The organism is Eudoraea sp., from assembly GCF_049669105.1.
Lineage (GTDB): Bacteria > Bacteroidota > Bacteroidia > Flavobacteriales > Flavobacteriaceae > Eudoraea.
Genome location: NZ_JBATKE010000258.1, coordinates 26,994 through 46,174, shown reverse-complemented (window position 1 = coordinate 46,174; position 19,181 = coordinate 26,994). Strand labels below are relative to the sequence as shown.

At 37.6% G+C, this 19,181-nt stretch carries 18 protein-coding genes; 4 read left to right on the top strand and 14 right to left on the bottom strand.

The genetic code is table 11. The features are described 5' to 3' along the window. The coding region (locus WBM60_RS18360; protein WP_424283458.1) for an endonuclease/exonuclease/phosphatase family protein at positions 1 to 1,028 on the top strand (1,028 nt) is incomplete at its 5' end. On the opposite strand, the gene WBM60_RS18355 is transcribed toward WBM60_RS18360, so the two are convergent. The 11 genes from WBM60_RS18355 to udk form a co-directional block, all read right to left on the bottom strand. Continuing rightward, positions 1,011 to 1,334 carry a DUF6122 family protein gene (locus WBM60_RS18355; RefSeq protein ID WP_424259223.1) on the bottom strand — a complete coding sequence of 108 codons (324 nt, stop codon included), beginning with the start codon at positions 1,332 to 1,334 and terminating at the stop codon, positions 1,011 to 1,013. The two genes, WBM60_RS18360 and WBM60_RS18355, sit on opposite strands and share 18 nt — an antisense overlap. Beyond that, complete coding sequence (locus WBM60_RS18350) at positions 1,327 to 1,959, bottom strand: WbqC family protein (RefSeq protein WP_424259222.1); 633 nt, start codon at positions 1,957 to 1,959, stop codon at positions 1,327 to 1,329. Before WBM60_RS18350 ends, WBM60_RS18355 begins: the two co-directional genes overlap by 8 nt. Positions 1,960 to 1,996: 37 nt before the next feature. Then, a complete protein-coding gene (lepB, locus tag WBM60_RS18345) occupies positions 1,997 to 3,700 on the bottom strand; it encodes a signal peptidase I (RefSeq protein ID WP_424277344.1) in 1,704 nt (567 codons plus the stop codon). Between the two features lie 52 nt (positions 3,701 to 3,752). After that, positions 3,753 to 4,454: a 4-hydroxy-tetrahydrodipicolinate reductase gene (gene dapB, locus WBM60_RS18340; protein WP_424277343.1), complete on the bottom strand. Its 702-nt coding sequence runs from the start codon at positions 4,452 to 4,454 to the stop codon at positions 3,753 to 3,755. A 3-nt stretch (positions 4,455 to 4,457) separates the two neighbouring features. After that, the gene (locus WBM60_RS18335; RefSeq protein ID WP_424277342.1) at positions 4,458 to 5,096 is read right to left on the bottom strand and encodes a DUF5683 domain-containing protein; all 639 of its coding nucleotides are present in this window, start codon (positions 5,094 to 5,096) and stop codon (positions 4,458 to 4,460) included. Next, positions 5,089 to 5,991 (bottom strand): ParB/RepB/Spo0J family partition protein, encoded by a 903-nt coding sequence (locus tag WBM60_RS18330; RefSeq protein ID WP_424261361.1) that lies wholly within the window; start codon positions 5,989 to 5,991, stop codon positions 5,089 to 5,091. The genes WBM60_RS18335 and WBM60_RS18330 overlap by 8 nt, the downstream gene beginning before the upstream one ends. Next, the gene (locus WBM60_RS18325; protein WP_299161185.1) at positions 5,991 to 6,764 is read right to left on the bottom strand and encodes a ParA family protein; all 774 of its coding nucleotides are present in this window, start codon (positions 6,762 to 6,764) and stop codon (positions 5,991 to 5,993) included. Before WBM60_RS18325 ends, WBM60_RS18330 begins: the two co-directional genes overlap by 1 nt. Before the next feature lie 146 nt (positions 6,765 to 6,910). Next, entirely contained in the window at positions 6,911 to 9,061 is a 2,151-nt protein-coding gene (gene scpA, locus WBM60_RS18320; RefSeq protein ID WP_424261358.1) for a methylmalonyl-CoA mutase, read from the bottom strand. Beyond that, the gene (locus WBM60_RS18315; protein ID WP_424283457.1) at positions 9,054 to 10,436 is read right to left on the bottom strand and encodes a methylmalonyl-CoA mutase subunit beta; all 1,383 of its coding nucleotides are present in this window, start codon (positions 10,434 to 10,436) and stop codon (positions 9,054 to 9,056) included. Before WBM60_RS18315 ends, scpA begins: the two co-directional genes overlap by 8 nt. Further along, complete coding sequence (locus WBM60_RS18310; protein ID WP_299161191.1) at positions 10,429 to 10,761, bottom strand: FtsB family cell division protein; 333 nt, start codon at positions 10,759 to 10,761, stop codon at positions 10,429 to 10,431. The genes WBM60_RS18315 and WBM60_RS18310 overlap by 8 nt, the downstream gene beginning before the upstream one ends. Beyond that, the gene (gene udk, locus WBM60_RS18305) at positions 10,761 to 11,369 is read right to left on the bottom strand and encodes a uridine kinase (protein ID WP_299161193.1); all 609 of its coding nucleotides are present in this window, start codon (positions 11,367 to 11,369) and stop codon (positions 10,761 to 10,763) included. Before udk ends, WBM60_RS18310 begins: the two co-directional genes overlap by 1 nt. 350 nt (positions 11,370 to 11,719) lie before the next feature. Between udk and WBM60_RS18300 the strand changes: the two genes are divergently transcribed. Genes WBM60_RS18300 through WBM60_RS18290 form a run of 3 tightly spaced genes read left to right on the top strand, consistent with a single transcriptional unit; the run spans position 11,720 to position 15,203 of the window. After that, positions 11,720 to 12,205, top strand: a complete 486-nt coding sequence (locus WBM60_RS18300; RefSeq protein WP_424283456.1) for a biotin/lipoyl-containing protein — start codon at positions 11,720 to 11,722, stop codon at positions 12,203 to 12,205. A gap of 10 nt (positions 12,206 to 12,215) precedes the next feature. Beyond that, positions 12,216 to 13,658 (top strand): acetyl-CoA carboxylase biotin carboxylase subunit, encoded by a 1,443-nt coding sequence (gene accC, locus WBM60_RS18295; RefSeq protein ID WP_424261351.1) that lies wholly within the window; start codon positions 12,216 to 12,218, stop codon positions 13,656 to 13,658. Between the two features lie 3 nt (positions 13,659 to 13,661). After that, positions 13,662 to 15,203 carry an acyl-CoA carboxylase subunit beta gene (locus tag WBM60_RS18290; RefSeq protein WP_424277338.1) on the top strand — a complete coding sequence of 514 codons (1,542 nt, stop codon included), beginning with the start codon at positions 13,662 to 13,664 and terminating at the stop codon, positions 15,201 to 15,203. A 27-nt stretch (positions 15,204 to 15,230) separates the two neighbouring features. Here WBM60_RS18290 and WBM60_RS18285 read toward each other — a convergent pair whose 3' ends face one another. Genes WBM60_RS18285 through WBM60_RS18275 form a run of 3 tightly spaced genes read right to left on the bottom strand, consistent with a single transcriptional unit; the run spans position 15,231 to position 19,178 of the window. Continuing rightward, positions 15,231 to 16,304 carry an anhydro-N-acetylmuramic acid kinase gene (locus tag WBM60_RS18285; RefSeq protein ID WP_424283455.1) on the bottom strand — a complete coding sequence of 358 codons (1,074 nt, stop codon included), beginning with the start codon at positions 16,302 to 16,304 and terminating at the stop codon, positions 15,231 to 15,233. After that, on the bottom strand, positions 16,301 to 17,935 hold the full coding sequence (locus WBM60_RS18280; RefSeq protein WP_424261345.1) for a glycoside hydrolase family 3 protein: 1,635 nt from the start codon (positions 17,933 to 17,935) through the stop codon (positions 16,301 to 16,303). The genes WBM60_RS18285 and WBM60_RS18280 overlap by 4 nt, the downstream gene beginning before the upstream one ends. Then, positions 17,904 to 19,178, bottom strand: coding sequence for an MFS transporter (locus tag WBM60_RS18275; protein WP_424261343.1), 1,275 nt, complete (start codon positions 19,176 to 19,178; stop codon positions 17,904 to 17,906). Before WBM60_RS18275 ends, WBM60_RS18280 begins: the two co-directional genes overlap by 32 nt. Positions 19,179 to 19,181 lie beyond the last annotated feature (3 nt).

Genomic DNA, 19,181 nt, shown 5'->3' with positions numbered 1-19,181 from the left:
GAGGACTAATGGTGAGAGAATTATCATTTTTTGATAAAGTAGCCTTTTTTTTAAACTTGATAATAGGCGTACTTCTTTTATTGTCATGTCTGGCACCCTATATTTCTGTAAAGACATTTTTTCCTTTAGCTTTTTTGAGTTTGTTCTTTCCAATAATTTTTATCATAAATATTCCATTTATTTTATATTGGCTATTTAGAAAAAAAAAGATTTTTATTCTGTCATCTGTAGCTGTTCTCATTTCTTATTTCACTTTTGGCTCCTTTTATAGATTTGGCTCTTCCAATGTGTATTCTGAAGATAACGACCTGAGCATTATGACTTATAATACCAGAGGTTTTAACTTTAAAGGTTGGTCAAATTTCAAATTAACACGAAATAAAATTATCGATTTTGTTGATGAGCAAGACCCTGATATAATCTGTTTTCAAGAATCTAAGTGGATAGGCCCGCGGCTGTCAAAAAATTATCCATTTAAATACATAACTCCATATACTTCTCAGAAAAGCAGCCAGGCTATTTTTTCAAAATACCCAATAGTAGCCAATGGATCTTTGGAATTTCCTGATACAGCCAACAATGCCCTATATGCAGATATCAAATATAAGGGGGATACTATTCGGATATATAACCTTCATCTTCAGTCCTTTCAAATTATTCCATCCCGGGTTAAGAGCGTGAGGCGCGTGGTTAGAGCTTATGGTCAAATGAGTAAAACCTTTGTAAAACAAGAAGAGCAGGTGCAACTATTTGATAAACACAGGAAAGAATCTCCGTTCAGGACCATAGTTTGTGCGGATTTTAACAATACACCATTTTCAAATGTGTATGGCATTGCCAAGGGTGAAATGCAAGATACATTTGACGAAAAAGGTACTGGTTTTGGAAAAACTTTTGACTTAAAGGTTGTTCCATTTCGGATCGACTTTATTTTAGTAGATCAGTCCATGGATGTCCTAACACATGAATACTTTGACCTTAAATTATCTGATCACTACCCGGTACTGACTTCAATTCGCCTCCAATAACAAGAAGTAACAATCTATTAAATCCGCCAATATATGAATGAGTAAGGCAAGCCCAATAATCCTGGTCTTGTTATATGCAAAAAGTACGAGATAAGCAGCGATTGCCCAATAAGAATGAAGTGGATGAAAATTAATACTGCATCTGGAGGAGTCAAATATCGGGGTAGCTATTAGGTGATCTATATCAATTAAAATACCCGAAAGGAGAATAAGGACAATCCATATTCTTTTATTTTTAAAAAATATAAGGCCTACTGCTATTGGTACTATTATATGAATGCCGTAATGAAGCAGGAATCTAAGCATTCAGAAAATCCAAGTTTTGAGTCATTAAATAATCAAGACTGGAAGTACCTTCGTTGAATAATAAATCCAGAACACAGCAATTTTCAATAAAACCATGCCTGTCATTAAAAACTTGCATATAGCTTTTTTGCTTCATATTAATTGTCTTTTTAGCATGTACCAAAAACCTGGCATCAAAAACCGCTTTGGGTTTTAGCTCATAGACATCAGTTTGACTTGTGTCAATGTTGAATTGCAGGCAACTGGCAATAATATCAATCGCATTAAGATTAAAATCTAATAAATAGGAGTAACTCTTCATATAAATAGGGGCCAGATCATCTTCGTAATATTCAAAAAAAGGAGATGTCCTGTATGCTGTTTGAAGCGTCCTCCAATGTTGACGCTGCCATCTGTAATTATTATCCAGCTTTACATCTTTATACTTTTGTCTACCCTCCTTGCCACCTACATGTTTGATTGGAATATTCAACATAAACTTACCCTGATCTGTACAAATGAAGGCCCGGTTTCGATAGGTTTGTTTTTGATAATTGTCGCAGACTTCCCAGATTATTTTATTTTGCACAAGCGTGGCGTAAGAAGCAATATCTGGCAAATAAGTAGGATGGAGTAGCAAGTTCATCAATTTATATTTTTATTCCACCCAAAAAAATAAATAATTACTTTTTAAGCTTTTTTCTACGTTTCCAAAAGTAATCAAATATAAACCAGGCTGCCAGTGCAATAAGGAAATGCCTAAAATAAGACCGGGGCTCGCCATCACCTCCGACAGTGGTGAAAATCCTATCCCATCTAGGTTTCCACTGCGTAATTCCTTTATTAAAATTATCAAAGCTGAGCCATATAAATATAGGTTTACCTACAATATGATTGGCGGGGACATACCCCCAACTCCGGCTATCTTCTGAGTGATCTCTATTATCTCCCATCATCCAGTAGTAATCCTGTTTAAAGGTATAAGAGTCAGTAACCTGCCCGTTTATGCTTATCTGATTTCCTGAAACTCCTACAGTATTTCCCTCATAGTCGCGAATTATCTTTTTATAAAGTGGAAGAACTTTTGGAGTCAGCGCAATGGTTACCCCTTTTTGAGGTATGTAAATTGGCCCAAAGTTGTCGTTATTCCAGGGATAGTCAGGAGCATGCGGGAAAATGTTATAGCCTTTTAGTCCTTTGGGTTCTACTATTTTTACAACTGAATCTATATCCGGATTACTTCTTAAGCCCTCAAACATTTCATCAGTAAGTGTAACAGTACGTTCGCGTCCTGTTTCTTCCCGTAATGAAAGTCCTGCCTGTCTTATGACTTTTGGGGGAATTCCACTTGCATCGGTAATCAACTCTATTTCACCCTTCGAATTTTGACCTCCGGCTATAAGGTATTTGTTCACAGCATCAAACTGACTTTGGTTTAAAGGAGCCGACAGATATTTTCTTGTAAATTCATCTATCCCTAAACTTATAAGCAATCTTGATGATACTCCTTTTTGCGAGTAAACATTATAATCATATTGTGGTTTGGCTCTGTCTGATAGTTGTAGTTCTTTCCCGTTAATATATACTACACCATCAATTACGGATAGTGAATCGCCAGGAGTTCCAACGCAACGCTTTACATAGTTGGATTTTTTATCAATAGGTTTTTTTACTCCTTTTTCCTTCTTAAAAAAGACGCGGACAGTATCTGCCGGCCAGCTAAAAACAACAATATCATTTTTTTTAACTTCTTCAAATCCGGGTAATCTAAAATAAGGTAATTGAGGCTTCTTTAGATACGATCTAATACCTAATCCCGGTATAGTATCATGTACCATTGGAGCTGCTATGGTGGTCATTGGGGCACGCGCTCCATAGTGAAATTTACTTACAAAAAGCAGATCACCAATCCTTAGTGTGCGTTCCAGTGAACCAGTGGGGATTACGTAAGGCTGTATGAAATATGTATGAACCAGAGTAGCAGCAACAACGGCGAATACAATAGAACTTACCCATTCTCCTAATCCACTTTTTGGATGCAGACTTCTGTCCTCAATATAGGTTACGTCTAAGGTATAATTAACATAGTAAATATAAAATCCAAGTGTTAGTATTACCAACCATGTTTCGAGAAGGCTATTTCTTCCAAAACTTCTTATAGTTTCAACCCAAATAACGGGAAACATTAGAAGATTAATAATGGGTATGAAAAGAAGAATTACCCACCATTTGGGTCTTCTTATAATTTGCATTAAAACAATGGCATTATATACTGGAATAGCAGCTTCCCAGGGTTTTCTACCTGCTTTAATATAAAGCTTCCAAGTCCCTAAAAAATGAATGACTTGTATAACTAAAATAAAGATGATCCAATTTGTACCGTTCATACTCTTATATATATTTTTTTCAGACGTTATTTAGCCCGATTTGTTACCAAAATTAACCCAGGTTTAACACATCTTTCATGGTGAAGACACCTTTTTTTCCAATTAGCCATTCCGCGGCCACAATAGCACCTAATGCAAATCCTTCCCTATTGTGAGCTTTGTGTTTTATAACGATCTCGTCTACTAAATTTTCATAAGAAACAATATGGGTGCCGTATTCATCCGCAATCCTTTTGGAAATTATTGGGATATATTGGTCTTGAGATTTTTCCAATTGCCAGCCTTCATAATCGGAATTCTCAATAATACCTTCAGCTAGTGAAATTGCCGTTCCACTGGGAGCATCAAGTTTTTGCAAATGATGGGTTTCTTCTATTGAAACTTTATATTGAGGTAAATTGTTCATCATTTTTGCTAAATAACAATTTAATTCAAAAAACAGGTTTACACCTAAACTGAAATTTGAAGCATAAATAAAGGCTCCATTTTTTTCTTTACTTAAAGAAATCACTTTGTCATAGTCTTTTAGCCAACCTGTCGTTCCTGATATAACCGGAATATTGTGTTCAAGACAACTCTTAATATTATTAAAAGCAGCCTCCGGACTGCTAAAATCTATTGCTATATCAATCGCCGTATAATCAACCTCCTTTGTGTCCACATCTACTTTAGCAACAATAGAATGATTTCGTTGGATAGCGATCTTTTCAATCATTTTCCCCATTTTCCCATATCCAAATAATCCTATATTCATATTTTAGAATTTAATGGTTAAAGCCAATCCATAGTTAGGGTCTCCAACTATTGGATTATATTCGAGATACGGTTTAATATCCAAACCAAGATCGTCATCTATATTAAACTGTTTTAAATGTGCGTCCACATTGGCATCAATAATATTCAAAGCATATAGGGCCAGTGTGATAAACAATGCAAGATCCCGATCTCTTTGATAACGTTCCTGCCCATCCTGCAGGGCGCTGTCTGATAAGTCCGGGCTGCCAGGAACTATTCCAGACCCGTTTACATCATAAAATTCATCATCCGTAAAACCAGCTCTTCTTCTTTTAAAGGCCGTTCGGAAACGATCATAAAGATCATCATTATACTGATACGCATAGATTCCTACACCTATGGCACCAATAACAATAGGAACTTTCCAATAACGCTTATTATAGGCCTGACCCAATCCGGGCAGAATGGCAGAATAAAATGCAGCCCTACTTGGAGCTAAGGGATTTATTCGCTTCTTTTCTAATTTACCTTCTACAATAATCTCTTGTTTTTTTGAATTTTTCAGGACAGAATCCTTGGGCCTTTCTTTTTGACCTTCCTGGGCCAAAGAAAAAAGTAAAGGGAACAATAATAAACACAAGAAAACAAGGTTCTTACTCACCTGTAATTAGTTTTTTCAATCGCTGAAAATCTTCCTCTGAACTGAAGGGAATACTTATCTTACCCTTGCCGCCATCTGTAGATTTGACTGTTATATTGGCAGAAAGATAGCGTTTAAGATGTTTCACGCCATTATTTATCAATTCTGGTGTCCCCGACGACTTGTTTGAAGACTTCTTTTGAATAGGTCCTTCGTGATATTGCTTCACAAGATGTTCGGTTTCCCTAACAGACAAACTGTTTTTTACAATTTTTTCATAAAGGCTAATTTGATCTTCTTTTTGGTCAACATTTACCAAAGTCCTGCCATGCCCCATTGAAATAAAGCCATCTCGCATTCCTGTTTGTATAATGGGGTCCAGGCGTAATAAGCGAAGATAATTAGCAATGGTCGATCTTTTTTTACCTACCCGGTCACTTAATCTTTCCTGGGTCAAACCGATTTCATTGATTAATCGATCATAGGAAAGGGCAATTTCAATCGGATCCAGATCCTGACGTTGAATGTTTTCAACGAGTGCCATCTCAAGAGACTCCTGGTCATTGGCAATTCTAATGTATGCCGGTATTGTTTTAAGTCCAATTAATTTAGAAGCTCTATACCTTCTCTCCCCTGAAACTAACTGAAATTTGTTAAAGTGAGATTTTCTTACTGTAATTGGCTGAATAACCCCTAATTCCTTAATAGAGGAAGCCAGTTCCTGAATGGTATCATCATTAAAATGAGAACGTGGCTGAAAAGGGTTTACCTCAATAGTGTCAATATCGAGTTCTACTATATTGCCAACAACTTTATCGGCATTTCTATCCGATACCGAATTAATATCATTTTCAGGATCTTTAAGCAGAGCAGAAAGTCCTCTTCCCAAAGCCTGTTTCCTGGTTGCTTTCGCCATTATACCTTCTCTCTATTTTTTTTCAATAGTTCGTTGGCCATATTTAGGTAGTTTGTTGCACCTTTACTACTGGCATCATATTTTATGATACTTTCCCCATAACTGGGGGCCTCTCCCAAACGAACATTGCGTTGAATTATAGTGTCAAAAACCATATCAGAGAAATGTTTCTTAACCTCTTCCACAACCTGATTAGAAAGCCGCAACCTGGAATCGTACATGGTTAGCAGCATACCTTCGATATCCAATTCAGGATTGTGTATCCTTTGTACACTTTTTATCGTGTTTAATAATTTTCCAAGTCCTTCCAGAGCAAAATATTCGCATTGTATTGGAATAATTACTGAGTCAGCTGCTGTTAAAGCATTTAAAGTAAGCAGGCCCAGAGAAGGTGCGCAGTCAATTAGAATATAGTCGTATAATGCTCTTAAATCGCCAATGGCTTTCTTCATCATATATTCTCTTTCATCCTTGTCTACTAATTCTATTTCAATGGCTACGAGGTCTATATGCGCAGGAATTAAGTCAACATTAGGTGAGGAGGTGGTAATGATTGTTTCTCCAGCTGTCTTTGTATGCTCCATTAACTGGTATGTGCCAATTTGAATCTCATCTACATTAATACCTAATCCAGAAGTTGCATTGGCCTGGGGGTCGGCATCAATTAATAATACCTTTTTTTCAAGTACACCCAGTGAGGCAGCCAGGTTTACTGTGGTGGTGGTTTTACCAACCCCACCTTTTTGGTTTGCAATAGCAATAATCTTGCCCATAATTGAAGTAAGTTAGGGGTTAAAAATACGATTATTTACAATGCCCAAAAAAGTATTTTGTTAACACAAAGTGAATAACTCTGACAAAAGCGTTAAAGTTGGTTAAAGTATAGCGATTAGGGAACTGGGCCTGGTATCCCATCCAATTAATCTATTAAAATTTCAAGTATTTGGATAGCTGCATCACTTATTTTGGTACCTGGTCCAAATACAGCTGTGGTTCCGGCATCAAATAAATATTTATAATCCTGTTTAGGAATTACACCTCCTACAATTACCATGATATCTTCTCTGCCATATTTTTTTAACTCCTCTAAAACCTGTGGTACCAGGGTTTTGTGTCCGGCAGCCAAAGAAGAAACACCTAGAATATGGACATCATTTTCCACAGCTTGTTTTGCTGCCTCTGCAGGTGTTTGGAATAAGGGTCCTATATCAACATCAAACCCGAGATCTGCATATCCGGTAGCGACAACTTTGGCCCCTCGATCATGCCCATCCTGACCCATTTTCGCAATCATAATCCGAGGTCTTCGACCTTCCTGCGCTGCAAATTTATTCGCCAATTCCCTGGCCTTTTTAAAACTTTGGTCGTCCTTAATTTCTTTTGCGTACACTCCTGTAAACGATTGAATTTTTGCTTTATACCTTCCAAAAGCTACTTCCAGAGCATCACTAATCTCTCCCAAAGTAGCCTTAGCTCTGGCGGCTTCTATCGCTAAAGCTAACAAATTGTTTTCATCCTGACCTGATTTTGAAGTTGATTTATCTTTGGCAGCTTGTGTTAATTTTTTCAGGATGCGCTTTACTTTATCATTGTCTCTTTCCCTTTTTAATATTTCTAATCGTTCTATTTGTTGTCTTCGTACCTCTGCATTATCTACCTCCAAAATCTGCAATTCATCTTCTTCTTCCAACTGATATTTGTTGACACCAACAATGATATCTTGTCCGCTGTCTATACGAGCCTGTTTTTTAGCGGCAGCTTGTTCAATCCGCATTTTGGGTATACCCGCTTCAATTGCTTTGGTCATACCACCATGCTCCTCAACTTCCTGAATAAGATTCCAGGCCTTTTTCGCCAATTCATGTGTCAAATATTCTACATAATAGCTCCCGGCCCAGGGGTCGACCGTTTTTGTAATTTTTGTTTCTTCCTGCAGATAGATCTGAGTATTTCTGGCAATACGCGCGGAAAAGTCAGTAGGTAAGGCAATAGCCTCATCCAAGGCATTAGTATGGAGACTTTGAGTGCCTCCCAGGGCAGCTGCCAATGCCTCTATGGTGGTTCTTGCAACATTGTTGAAGGGATCTTGTTCGGTAAGACTCCATCCACTGGTCTGACAGTGAGTCCTAAGTGATAAGGATTTTTGATTTTTAGGATTAAACTGTTTAACGAGTTTAGCCCAAAGCATTCTTCCCGCCCTTAATTTGGCAATTTCCATAAAATGATTCATCCCAATAGCCCAGAAAAAAGAAATCCTGGGAGCAAAATGATCAATATCCAGACCTGCTTTTAAACCAGTTCTAATATATTCTAGTCCATCCGCCAAAGTGTAGGCAAGTTCAATATCGGCAGTGGCGCCGGCTTCCTGCATATGATAACCGGAAATACTTATACTGTTAAATCTGGGCATATATTTACTGGTAAATTCAAAAATATCTGCAATTATTTGCATAGAAGGCGTAGGTGGATAGATGTAAGTATTTCTAACCATAAATTCTTTTAATATGTCATTTTGAATGGTCCCTGCGAGTTGTTCGGGAGTAACTCCTTGTTCTTCTGCGGCAACTATATAAAAAGCCATAATTGGCAGTACCGCACCATTCATGGTCATTGATACAGACATCTTATCCAAGGGAATACCGTCAAACAATATTTTCATATCCTCAATTGAATCTATAGCAACCCCCGCTTTACCTATATCTCCAACCACTCGTTCGTGATCACTATCATATCCTCTGTGGGTGGGCAAATCAAAAGCAACAGATAAACCTTTTTGACCGGCTGCCAGATTGCGCCTGTAAAAGGCATTACTTTCATGTGCCGTAGAGAAACCGGCGTATTGTCGAATGGTCCATGGTCTTCGTACATACATCGTAGAATATGGGCCTCGTAAATTTGGGGCAATGCCGGCTGCAAAATTAAGATGCTCTAAATCTCTTATGTCATTTTTTGAAAAAATGGATTTTACCGGGATATCTTCAGCAGTTATAAAGTCTGGTTTTTCTGATTCATTTTCCCCAATAGAATCAACAGGTTTTAAATTTAGGTGTTGCAGTTGTTTTCTACTCATGATCCAATCTTATTTTTTCTGACGATTCTGATAATCTAATCTCCAATATTGGTTCAATAATGGTCTTCCTGGGATCATTTTTGGCGAAAGGATTTCTTTGTAATTCCTGCTTCATTTTGTCCATTTCGCTGAGGTATTTATTGCTGCCTACCAATACTTCATCTCCGGCGTCAAAACGAATTTGTTGTTTAAGTGCACTTTCCTTTATTTTCCTTTGAATATTATGCGCTTTTAATTGTTTTAAAAAGCCATCACCTTGCTCAATTTGTTTAAAAATATCCAATGCTTTAACTGCAAGTTGTTGCGTAAGCACCTCTATATAATAAGAGCCGTCTGACGGATTCGCGATTTTGTCAAAATAGCTCTCACTTTTTAAAATCAGCAATTGATTTCTGGATATTCTATCCGCAAATTCATTGTTTTCATGATATATAACGTCATATGATAAATTATAAACTGTATCAGCCCCACCAAGCATTGCAGACATACATTCTGTAGTAGTCCTGAGTAGATTTACATTGTAGTCATATATAGTCTTGTTTCGCTTTGAGGGGCAAGCCAAAATATGACAATCTGTATGAATTCCAAATTCAACTGCAAGGGTTTTCCAGAGTAGGCGCAGGGCCCTTAATTTAGCAATCTCAAAAAAGTAATTTCCATCTACAGCCATTTTAAAGCAAACCTTCAGATCAGAGCGCAATAGTTTTTTCTTATTCAAGAAGTTAAGGTATTCAGTTGCGTGTCCAATAGCATAAGCTAGTTGCTGCGTCCGGTTGGCTCCTGCATTTTGATAGAGTGAAACATCAATGCTTAAGGTTGGTGTGTTTTCAGCTTTATTTAGAATTTCTGCTAAGGCAGAATGGTCTGATTCAAAATCAGTAAACCAATTTCCAGTTCTACAAAAATTACCCAGAATATCAATATGAAAATAAATATTCCCTTTGGAGCTATCTGTATATGAAAGAAGATCTTTTATATACGCAACAGATAGAAATTGAAATTGAAAGTGTAAAGGGATTGTATTAATATCAATACCTTTCAAGATCTCCTTTGGTTTCAAATTTGGATGGACCAGGGTGAATATCAAACTCTCAACACCGCCTTTTATGGCCTTTTTAGCCCTTAGATTGGCCTCGGCGCCATCTGTAACGATAATGTGCTGTCCAATTAGCCAGTCAGAACCTGTAGTAGGAGAACTTATCGGGCTTGCGTCCAGATCATCGGCCATGTAAAAGGGTTTCACTTTAATGCCTTCCGGTGATTCCCATATCAGCGTTTCATTGTAATCTTCACCTTTTAGATCTGCCTGTATTTTTTGCTTCCAGGCTTGCCTGGAAACAGACGGGAAATCAGTAAACAGTTTTTCTTTATTCATTTCCTTTTTGTTTTGTACTATCCTCGTACTCAATCAAATAAATTTCCTCGTTCTTTTTTTTAAGATAATAGTTTTCCCGAGCAAATTTTTCCAATTCTTTGGGATCCGAGAGTTGTTCAATAATTTTTTTATCCTTGGCTATCTCTTCTTTCAGGAATTCCTGTGTCTTTTCCAATTTTTTGATTTCCTTTCTCAATTCCATATGAATAAGTAAGGAGTTTGTGTCAAAAAAAGCCATCCATATCACAAAGGCGGTTAACACCAGTACATAGATATTTGTAAGTATCCCAAACCATTTTTTATCTCTGATAGCTTTTAAACCCATTAGCTTAATTTTTCATTAATGATAGTGCGCACAATATCTACGGCTACCGTATTGTATTTATTATTAGGAATAATTATGTCTGCGTATTCCTTGGTAGGTTCTATGAATTGATCATGCATAGGTTTCAAAGTGGTTTGATATCTGTTTAAAACTTCCGACAAATCTCTTCCTCTTTCATTTATATCTCGTTTGAGTCTCCTTATGAGTCGTTCATCAGAATCGGCATGAACAAAAATCTTGATATCAAACATTTCTCTGATAAGTGGATTCGTCATGATCAAAATTCCCTCAATGATCATTACTTTTCTCGGGTGCGTTCTTATCGTATCTTTAGTTCTATTGTGTTTTGGAAAGGAGTATACTGGCTGATCAATGGGTTCTCCACGACGTAATTGGTTAAGATGTTCTGCCAAAAGCTCAAAGTCAATTGCCCTGGGATGGTCAAAATTAATTTTTGAACGCTCATCAAAACTGAGGTTCGACAGGTCATTATAATAGGAATCCTGCGATATTAAACCAACTTCTTCATTTGGAAGTTCGTTAATAATTTGATTAACAACTGTGGTTTTACCGCATCCTGTTCCTCCCGCAATTCCTATTATTAACATATTGGTTCAATTTGTATCAAAAATACAGATTTGGGATGATATTTATCCAGACAATCGTCTTCCATTTCTAACAGCATAATTAAAGCAACAAATTTGTTCATTACATGATAATTTTCATGTGCAGCTTAATAATTTAGGGATAATTTTGTGAAAATGAAATGATAGGTTGATCTGAATTGAGATAATTAAGACATTTATTAGGGAAAAAAGTATTGAGATTTGGCAATTCACATTTATTACCAAAATTCACCTAAAATAATTGCCATTTAATTCTGATAGGAATCATAAAATTTTATATAACTTAAAGGTCTTTCTAAAAAGATTATTAACCAGATTTAATTAAAACATCTATGAAAAATTGGTTTAAGGTTGTGGTAGACGATAATCAGGAGTTTAAGATAACCAGTGATGACATCTTGGAAATAGATGCCTTACAAACTTCACCCAATTCGTATCATATCTTAAAGCAAAATAAATCCTTTGCAGCCGAGATTACCAAAAAGGATTTTTATGGTAAAAATTATGGGGTTAATATTAACAATAGTTCTTATGAAGTTGTTATTTCTGATGGTCTGGACCTTTTGATTAGTGATATGGGTTTTGCACTTTCTTCTGCTAAAGATATTGATTCTATTTCAGCTCCGATGCCTGGTCTTATATTAGAGATACACGTTCAAACAGGACAGGAGGTGAATGAAGATGATCCTTTATTAATACTTGAGGCAATGAAAATGGAAAATGTAATTACCTCCCCAAGGGATGGGATTATTAAAAGTATTAGTGTAAAGAAAGGTGATACAGTTGATAAAAATCAATTATTGATTGAATTTGAATAAGAAATCATTTATGAAAAAAATATTAATTGCAAACAGAGGGGAAATTGCTATCAGGGTAATGCAAACTGCTCAAAAAATGGGGATTAAAACCGTGGCTGTCTATTCCAAAGCAGACAGGAACGCACCCCATGTGAAGTTTGCCGATGAGGCGGTCTGCATAGGCGAAGCCCCTTCCAATCAGTCATATTTGCTTGGATCAAAGATTATTGAAGTAGCTAAAAAACTTAATGTAGACGGGATTCATCCCGGATATGGGTTTTTAAGTGAAAATGCTGATTTTGCGGAAGAAGTAGAAAAAAATAATATCATATTTATAGGTCCAAAATCAAAAGCTATCCGAGTAATGGGCAGTAAACTGGCCGCCAAGGAAGCTGTTAAGAATTACGATATTCCCATGGTTCCCGGGATCGATGAGGCCATTACTGATATAAAGAAAGCTAAGGAAATTGCAAAAGAAATTGGTTTCCCTATTTTAATAAAAGCTTCCGCTGGCGGAGGTGGAAAAGGAATGAGGGTGGTTGAGGAAGAAAAGGAATTAGAATCGCAGATGAACAGGGCAATTAGCGAAGCCACATCGGCATTTGGTGATGGTTCAGTGTTTATTGAAAAATATGTGACCTCTCCAAGACATATAGAGATTCAGGTCATGGCAGACAGCCATGGAAATATCCTTTATTTTTTTGAACGTGAATGCAGCATTCAAAGAAGGCACCAAAAAGTAGTTGAAGAGGCGCCTTCTTCTGTGCTTTCACCGGAGTTAAGAAAAGAAATGGGTATTGCAGCAACCAAGGTTGCAAAAGCATGTGATTATCTGGGTGCGGGGACAGTGGAATTCCTGATGGATGCTGAACATAAATTTTATTTCCTGGAAATGAATACCAGGCTTCAGGTTGAACACCCGGTTACAGAATTGATCACCGGGGTGGATCTTGTAGAGCTTCAGATTAAAATCGCAAGGGGAGAAGCAATGAACATTAAACAGGAGGATCTCCATATTAATGGCCATGCTATAGAACTAAGGGTTTATGCCGAAGACCCGCTTAATGATTTCTTGCCAAGCGTAGGTACTTTAGAAACCTATAAATTACCCATAGGAAAAGGTGTACGTGTGGATAATGGTTTTGAAGAAGGAATGGATGTTCCAATCTATTATGATCCAATGTTGTCAAAATTAATCTCATATGGCAAGGACAGAGATGAAGCCATTCAAATCATGCTTAAGGCTATAGAGGATTATCAAATAGAAGGAGTCCAGACTACGCTGCCTTTTGGTAAATTCGTTTTTGAACATGAGGCCTTCAGATCAGGGAATTTTGACACTCATTTTGTTAAAAACTATTATTCTCCGGATGTGCTAAATAAAAAAGCGGAAGAAGAAGCCAGAATTGCTGCAGTAATAGCAGTTAAACAATATTTGGAAGATCAGAAAATCTTAAGAATACCAACAAACTAATATATGGACCCTAATTTAGAAAAATTAAAAGAAAGAATATCCCTTGCGCATATGGGTGGGGGACAAAAACGAATAGATAAACAGCACCAGAAGCACAAACTAACTGCGCGTGAAAGGGTAAATTATTTATTGGACGAAGGTTCATTTGAAGAGATGGGTATTTTGGTAACCCACCGTGCAACAGACTTTGGGATGGATAAAGAAATTTACTTTGGTGATGGAGTGGTAACCGGATATGGAACCATTAATGGTCGTTTAGTATATGTATACGCACAGGATTTTACTGTATTTGGTGGTGCCTTATCTGAAACCCATGCAGAGAAAATTTGTAAAGTAATGGATCTGGCCATGAAAGTTGGCGCTCCTGTTATTGGTTTAAACGATTCGGGAGGGGCCCGGATTCAGGAAGGCGTGAAATCTTTAGGGGGATATGCAGATATTTTTTATAGAAATGTTCAGGCTTCCGGAGTTATACCACAGATCTCAGCCATTATGGGACCTTGTGCCGGAGGCGCAGTTTATTCACCGGCTATGACAGATTTTACTATAATGGTAGAACAAACCAGTTATATGTTCGTAACAGGACCAAACGTCGTAAAAACTGTTACTAATGAAGAAGTTACTTCAGAGGAACTGGGTGGCGCTAGTACGCACTCCACTAAATCCGGGGTTGCACATAAAACCTCTGCTAATGACGTGATTTGTCTGGAAGATGTTAAAAAATTGCTGAGTTATCTGCCCCAGAGTAACAGGGAGAAACCAGTCTCTTTAGCTTATGATTTGGGCGATGAGGTACGCGATGAACTTTCCGATATTATTCCTGATAATACGAATAAGCCATATGATATGCATGATGTCATTAATGGTATTATTGACGAAGAATCCTTTTATGAGATTCATAAAGATTATGCCGAAAACATTATTGTAGGCTTTGCAAGGCTGGCTGGCAGAAGTATAGGTATAATTGCCAATCAACCAATGTTTCTTGCCGGGGTTTTGGACGTAAATAGTTCAGTGAAAGCAGCCAGATTTGTGAGATTTTGTGATAGTTTCAATATTCCTTTATTGGTATTGGAAGATGTACCAGGATTTTTACCGGGTACGGATCAGGAATGGAATGGTATTATTGTGCATGGCGCTAAACTGCTTTATGCCTTTAGTGAAGCCACTGTTCCCAGGGTAACTGTTATCACCAGGAAGGCTTATGGCGGAGCCTATGACGTAATGAATTCCAAACATATTGGTGCCGATTTTAACTTTGCCTGGCCTTCCGCAGAAATCGCTGTGATGGGAGCAAAAGGGGCGAGTGAGATTATTTTCAGGAAAGAAATCATGATTGCAAAGGACCCGGGAAAGAAGCTGGCGGAAAAAGAAGCAGAGTATGCTAAAAAATTCACCAATCCATTCAGGGCAGCCAGAAGAGGTTTTATTGATGAAGTGATCTTGCCCAAAAATACCAGGAGAAAACTAATCAAGGCTTTTAGTATGCTTGAGAATAAGGAAGTATCTGCCCCAAAACGAAAACATGGAAATATTCCGTTGTAATGTTTAAAAAGAGTATTTAATTATAAGTTAAGTTGGTAAATATACCACACCGCTTGATGAGTCTTTGGAAGCTCCTGTTACTGTTTTAAGCACATTAATTTCCTGCTCAACGCGCAGTATCCCCATTAATGCAAAGATCAATGCTTCCTTGTATTCTATTAATTTCTTTGAGGGTATAACAAGACTTACCGCTGGCGCCAATTTTGACTGTAGTAGTTCCATCATAAACTGGTTTAGAGCACCGCCTCCTGTAACAAAAAGAGTACTTTGATCTTTTGTTGCATTCATTTTTATTTGCATTACAACCTGCTCACAGATATGATGCACTGCTGTATGTAATAAGTTTTCTATAGTATCCTTGGTATCAATGACGGGCACAACCTTTTCTATAAACCATTCGTATCCGGTAGATTTTGGAAAAGGTAGTTTGTAATATGATAGTTGGTTTAATTGTTCCAGCATATCATTGTTAATACCTCCCTTGCTGGCCAGCATACCATTATCATCATAAGATAGTCCAATTTTTTGTGTTATATGGTTTAATATCATGTTTGCCAATCCAATATCATAGGCTATTCGCTTACCCTCGTATTCAAAGGATACATTGGCTATTCCACCCAGATTCAGGCAAAAATCATAATTGCCAAAAAAAAGCAGATCTCCTATAGGTACCAGAGGAGCCCCTTCTCCACCTAGCGAAACATCATTGGATCTAAAATCGCAGACGGTTTTATGCCTGCTTATGTTTGCAAGGTGTTGTCCGGATCCAATCTGAAATGTTAAACCCTGTTCCGGTTGGTGGTGTGTTGTATGGCCATGACTGGATATAATGTCTACTTCAAGACCCTTTTCTTCAATAAACTCCCTGGCCTGTTGCCCTAACCAGCTTCCGTAAGTGTTATGTAATATTAATAATTCATCTGCCGGCAGATCTATTGAATTTTGCAAACGCGCGCGCATATCCGCATCATAGCTGATGGCTCGTGTTTCCTTAATTTCAAATTTCCATCGATCAAGTTTCTTCCAGATATGACAATAAGCCAGATCGAGTCCGTCCAAAGAGGTGCCGGACATCAGGCCCAATACTTTGTGAATTTTCATGATATTATTTCATCAAGAGTTATCGGTAGGCTACCATTAGCGATTACCTTTCCTAAAAAGTGTTGTGCCGCATTCTGCTGAAAAACTTCAAAATTTTGATATGCCAGCACTACGGCCGCTGTTTTTTCTATTTGAAGAAGGTTTAAAACATAAGGATTTCCAAATAGATATAAAATAACGTTTTTTGTTTCAATTATTTCTTTTAGGAACCTTAAATGCTCTTCAGGAATGCCAAAATTGTTTTGAGGTTTTACCAAAGGTGGATATAACGCAATCAAGACATTTTCAATATCGGACACTTTCTTCCGGATAAATTCTGTCTTATACTCAGTGGTGGAAAAACAATCAAATTCAATATCCTTTTTTATAAATTGAAAAAAAGAATTATTGTTCTCATAAGCTATTTCAATCGCAGTGAACTCATTAAGCGCAAAGAATTTTATATTCTTTGGCGAACCCTTAAGCAGGGTAAGACTGTGTTGAGCAAGCTGTAGATTTAGAGCAGCCGGGTCTGATAATCCCAGCTCTGAATTTCCAGTTGCTTTGTTGATCGCCTTTTCCTTTAGTTTCCATATTCTTTCAAAGCTCAATTCAATTTGTTCTTCTGACGCATTTTGTAAAATGGTCTCTATACCCTCAGCAACATGCTCAGCGAAACATAAAACATCATTACCGGCATCAAACGCTACCCATTCTAATTCGCCTTTTTTTGGGAACATTTTGGAAACAGCATGCATATTCAATGCATCGGATACCACTAATCCCTGGAATCCCAATTCCTCCCGTAAGACCCCTTTAATTATTTTCTTTGAAATGGAAGAAGGTTCCATTGAGCCATCAGCGAGGCTGGGTACTGCAAGATGCCCGACCATAATAGATTCGATCCCGTTTTGTATTAAGTGATTAAACGAATACAACTCGTTCTCAAAAAGTTCCTCTTTGGATTTGTTGATCACGGGCAGGCCCAGATGAGAATCTGTAGCTGTATCCCCATGCCCCGGAAAGTGTTTGGCGCTGGTAAGTATACCTCCACTTTGCAGTCCTTTAGCTAAAGCGAGAGATTTTCGGGCAACATTGTATTTATCATTTCCAAATGATCTATAGCCTATCACTGGATTTTCGGGATTACTATTAATGTCGGCTACAGGGGTAAAATTCCAATGTATTCCTGCCTGCTTGCAGTCATTGGCTATATTTCTGCCAACTTCTGTAATATCTTCGTCATTATCATTTATTGCACCCAGAGTTATGGCATATGGGTATTGTGGCGTGTTTTCTACCCGCATCGCCAGTCCCCATTCAGCATCAATACTAATTAATAAGGGGTATTTGGCAACTTCCTGGTAACGTCTAATAAGGCTTTTTAGAACGTTATAACTATCCTTATTATAAACTACCTTTTTCTTCCCTTCATAATTAGTTGCGGCACTAGCCCTGGAATGAAAAAAACAAAGCCCTCCAATATGGTGTTTTGCTATTAAATCCTGTAGCTTTAATATTTCTTCTTCGCTGTCATTGATAAATGCGGCAGGCATAAAAAGCTGACCAACTTTTTCCTTTAGCGTGAGTGTTTTTTTAGCTGTTGGATAGTCCATAGTATCATGCCTCCGGATTTGCTCCTTTTTTTCCATAATCTGCTGGATATTTTAAGTATTTTAAAATGAATATTGCCGGAAGTGCACCTATCACCACCCATATAAAGAATCCATCATAGCCCAACCATTCCTGTACGTAACCACTAATCAGGCCGGGAAGCATCATACCAAGAGCCATAAATCCGGTGGCAAGAGCATAATGCGAAGTTTTGGAAGCGCCTTCGGCAATATAAATCAGATAGACCATAAAACCAGCGATCCCAAAACCATAACCAAATTGTTCAAGAACCACAGTACTAATAACAGCAAATTTATTTGTGGTATTTGTTATCGCCAAAAAAGCGTAAAATGCGTTGGGAATATTTATGGATAGTACCATGGGTAACATCCATTTTTTTAATCCATCTCTCGAGATTAATATCCCGCCTAAAATACCTCCTACTGTAAGCATAATAACGCCAATAGTACCGTATATATAACCAACCTCGGAAGTGGTATAGCCCAGCCCTCCTTCAGATCTGGAATCTAAGAAAAAAGGGGCGGCCATTTTTACCAGTTGTGATTCTCCGAATCGGAAGAAAAGTACGAAAGCCAGGGCTATACCCATGCCTTTTTTGCTGAAAAAAGTTCTAAATACCTCAAAAAAACCAGCAGGTTTTTGTTTTTCAATGGCTTCTGAAGATTCGAACTTAGGGGTTACAAAAAAGTTGGTAAGCGTTAAGCTAAACATTAATAAGGCAGCAGCAATCATTGTAACAGACCATGCCTTGGTATTATCTCCATAATAATTTTCTAAAAACCCGGCCAGAATAACCAAAAGCCCTTGTCCGGTAACATTGGCCAGCTTGTAGAAAGTGCTCCGAATACCAACAAAAAAAGATTGTCTATCCTGAGTTAAACCTATCATATAATAACCGTCAGAGGCAACATCATTTGTGGCGGAGGCAAAGGCGGCCATCCAGAAACAGGCCAAAGTGGTAACAAAAAATATGTTGGTTGGAAGAAATAATCCTACACCAAGTAGGGCCAAGGCAACCAGAAGTTGTGTAAATAAAAACCAATTTCTCTTAGTGCTTATAATGTCTACATAAGGACTCCACAGGGGTTTTATGACCCACGGAAGATATAGCCAACTGGTATACAGACCAATATCCGCATTACTTATGCCAAGTTTTTTGTACATAATAACGGATACAGTAACAACTAAAACAAAAGGGAGGCCTTGGGTAAAATAGAGCACAGGTATCCAGATCCAGGCACGTTTATTTTTTTGTATCATGTT

What these genes read in the sequence shown, in the direction of transcription:
- WBM60_RS18280 (WP_424261345.1), bottom strand. Translation starts at nt 17,935, where the DNA reads ATGGAAAAAAAGGAGCAAATCCGGAGGCATGATACTATGGACTATCCA.
- udk (WP_299161193.1), bottom strand. Translation starts at nt 11,369, where the DNA reads ATGTTAATAATAGGAATTGCGGGAGGAACAGGATGCGGTAAAACCACA.
- accC (WP_424261351.1), top strand. Translation starts at nt 12,216, where the DNA reads ATGAAAAAAATATTAATTGCAAACAGAGGGGAAATTGCTATCAGGGTA.
- WBM60_RS18310 (WP_299161191.1), bottom strand. Translation starts at nt 10,761, where the DNA reads ATGGGTTTAAAAGCTATCAGAGATAAAAAATGGTTTGGGATACTTACA.
- WBM60_RS18300 (WP_424283456.1), top strand. Translation starts at nt 11,720, where the DNA reads ATGAAAAATTGGTTTAAGGTTGTGGTAGACGATAATCAGGAGTTTAAG.
- WBM60_RS18350 (WP_424259222.1), bottom strand. Translation starts at nt 1,959, where the DNA reads ATGAACTTGCTACTCCATCCTACTTATTTGCCAGATATTGCTTCTTAC.
- WBM60_RS18285 (WP_424283455.1), bottom strand. Translation starts at nt 16,304, where the DNA reads ATGAAAATTCACAAAGTATTGGGCCTGATGTCCGGCACCTCTTTGGAC.
- WBM60_RS18325 (WP_299161185.1), bottom strand. Translation starts at nt 6,764, where the DNA reads ATGGGCAAGATTATTGCTATTGCAAACCAAAAAGGTGGGGTTGGTAAA.
- scpA (WP_424261358.1), bottom strand. Translation starts at nt 9,061, where the DNA reads ATGAGTAGAAAACAACTGCAACACCTAAATTTAAAACCTGTTGATTCT.
- WBM60_RS18290 (WP_424277338.1), top strand. Translation starts at nt 13,662, where the DNA reads ATGGACCCTAATTTAGAAAAATTAAAAGAAAGAATATCCCTTGCGCAT.
- dapB (WP_424277343.1), bottom strand. Translation starts at nt 4,454, where the DNA reads ATGAATATAGGATTATTTGGATATGGGAAAATGGGGAAAATGATTGAA.
- WBM60_RS18275 (WP_424261343.1), bottom strand. Translation starts at nt 19,178, where the DNA reads ATGATACAAAAAAATAAACGTGCCTGGATCTGGATACCTGTGCTCTAT.
- WBM60_RS18330 (WP_424261361.1), bottom strand. Translation starts at nt 5,991, where the DNA reads ATGGCGAAAGCAACCAGGAAACAGGCTTTGGGAAGAGGACTTTCTGCT.
- WBM60_RS18315 (WP_424283457.1), bottom strand. Translation starts at nt 10,436, where the DNA reads ATGAATAAAGAAAAACTGTTTACTGATTTCCCGTCTGTTTCCAGGCAA.
- lepB (WP_424277344.1), bottom strand. Translation starts at nt 3,700, where the DNA reads ATGAACGGTACAAATTGGATCATCTTTATTTTAGTTATACAAGTCATT.
- WBM60_RS18355 (WP_424259223.1), bottom strand. Translation starts at nt 1,334, where the DNA reads ATGCTTAGATTCCTGCTTCATTACGGCATTCATATAATAGTACCAATA.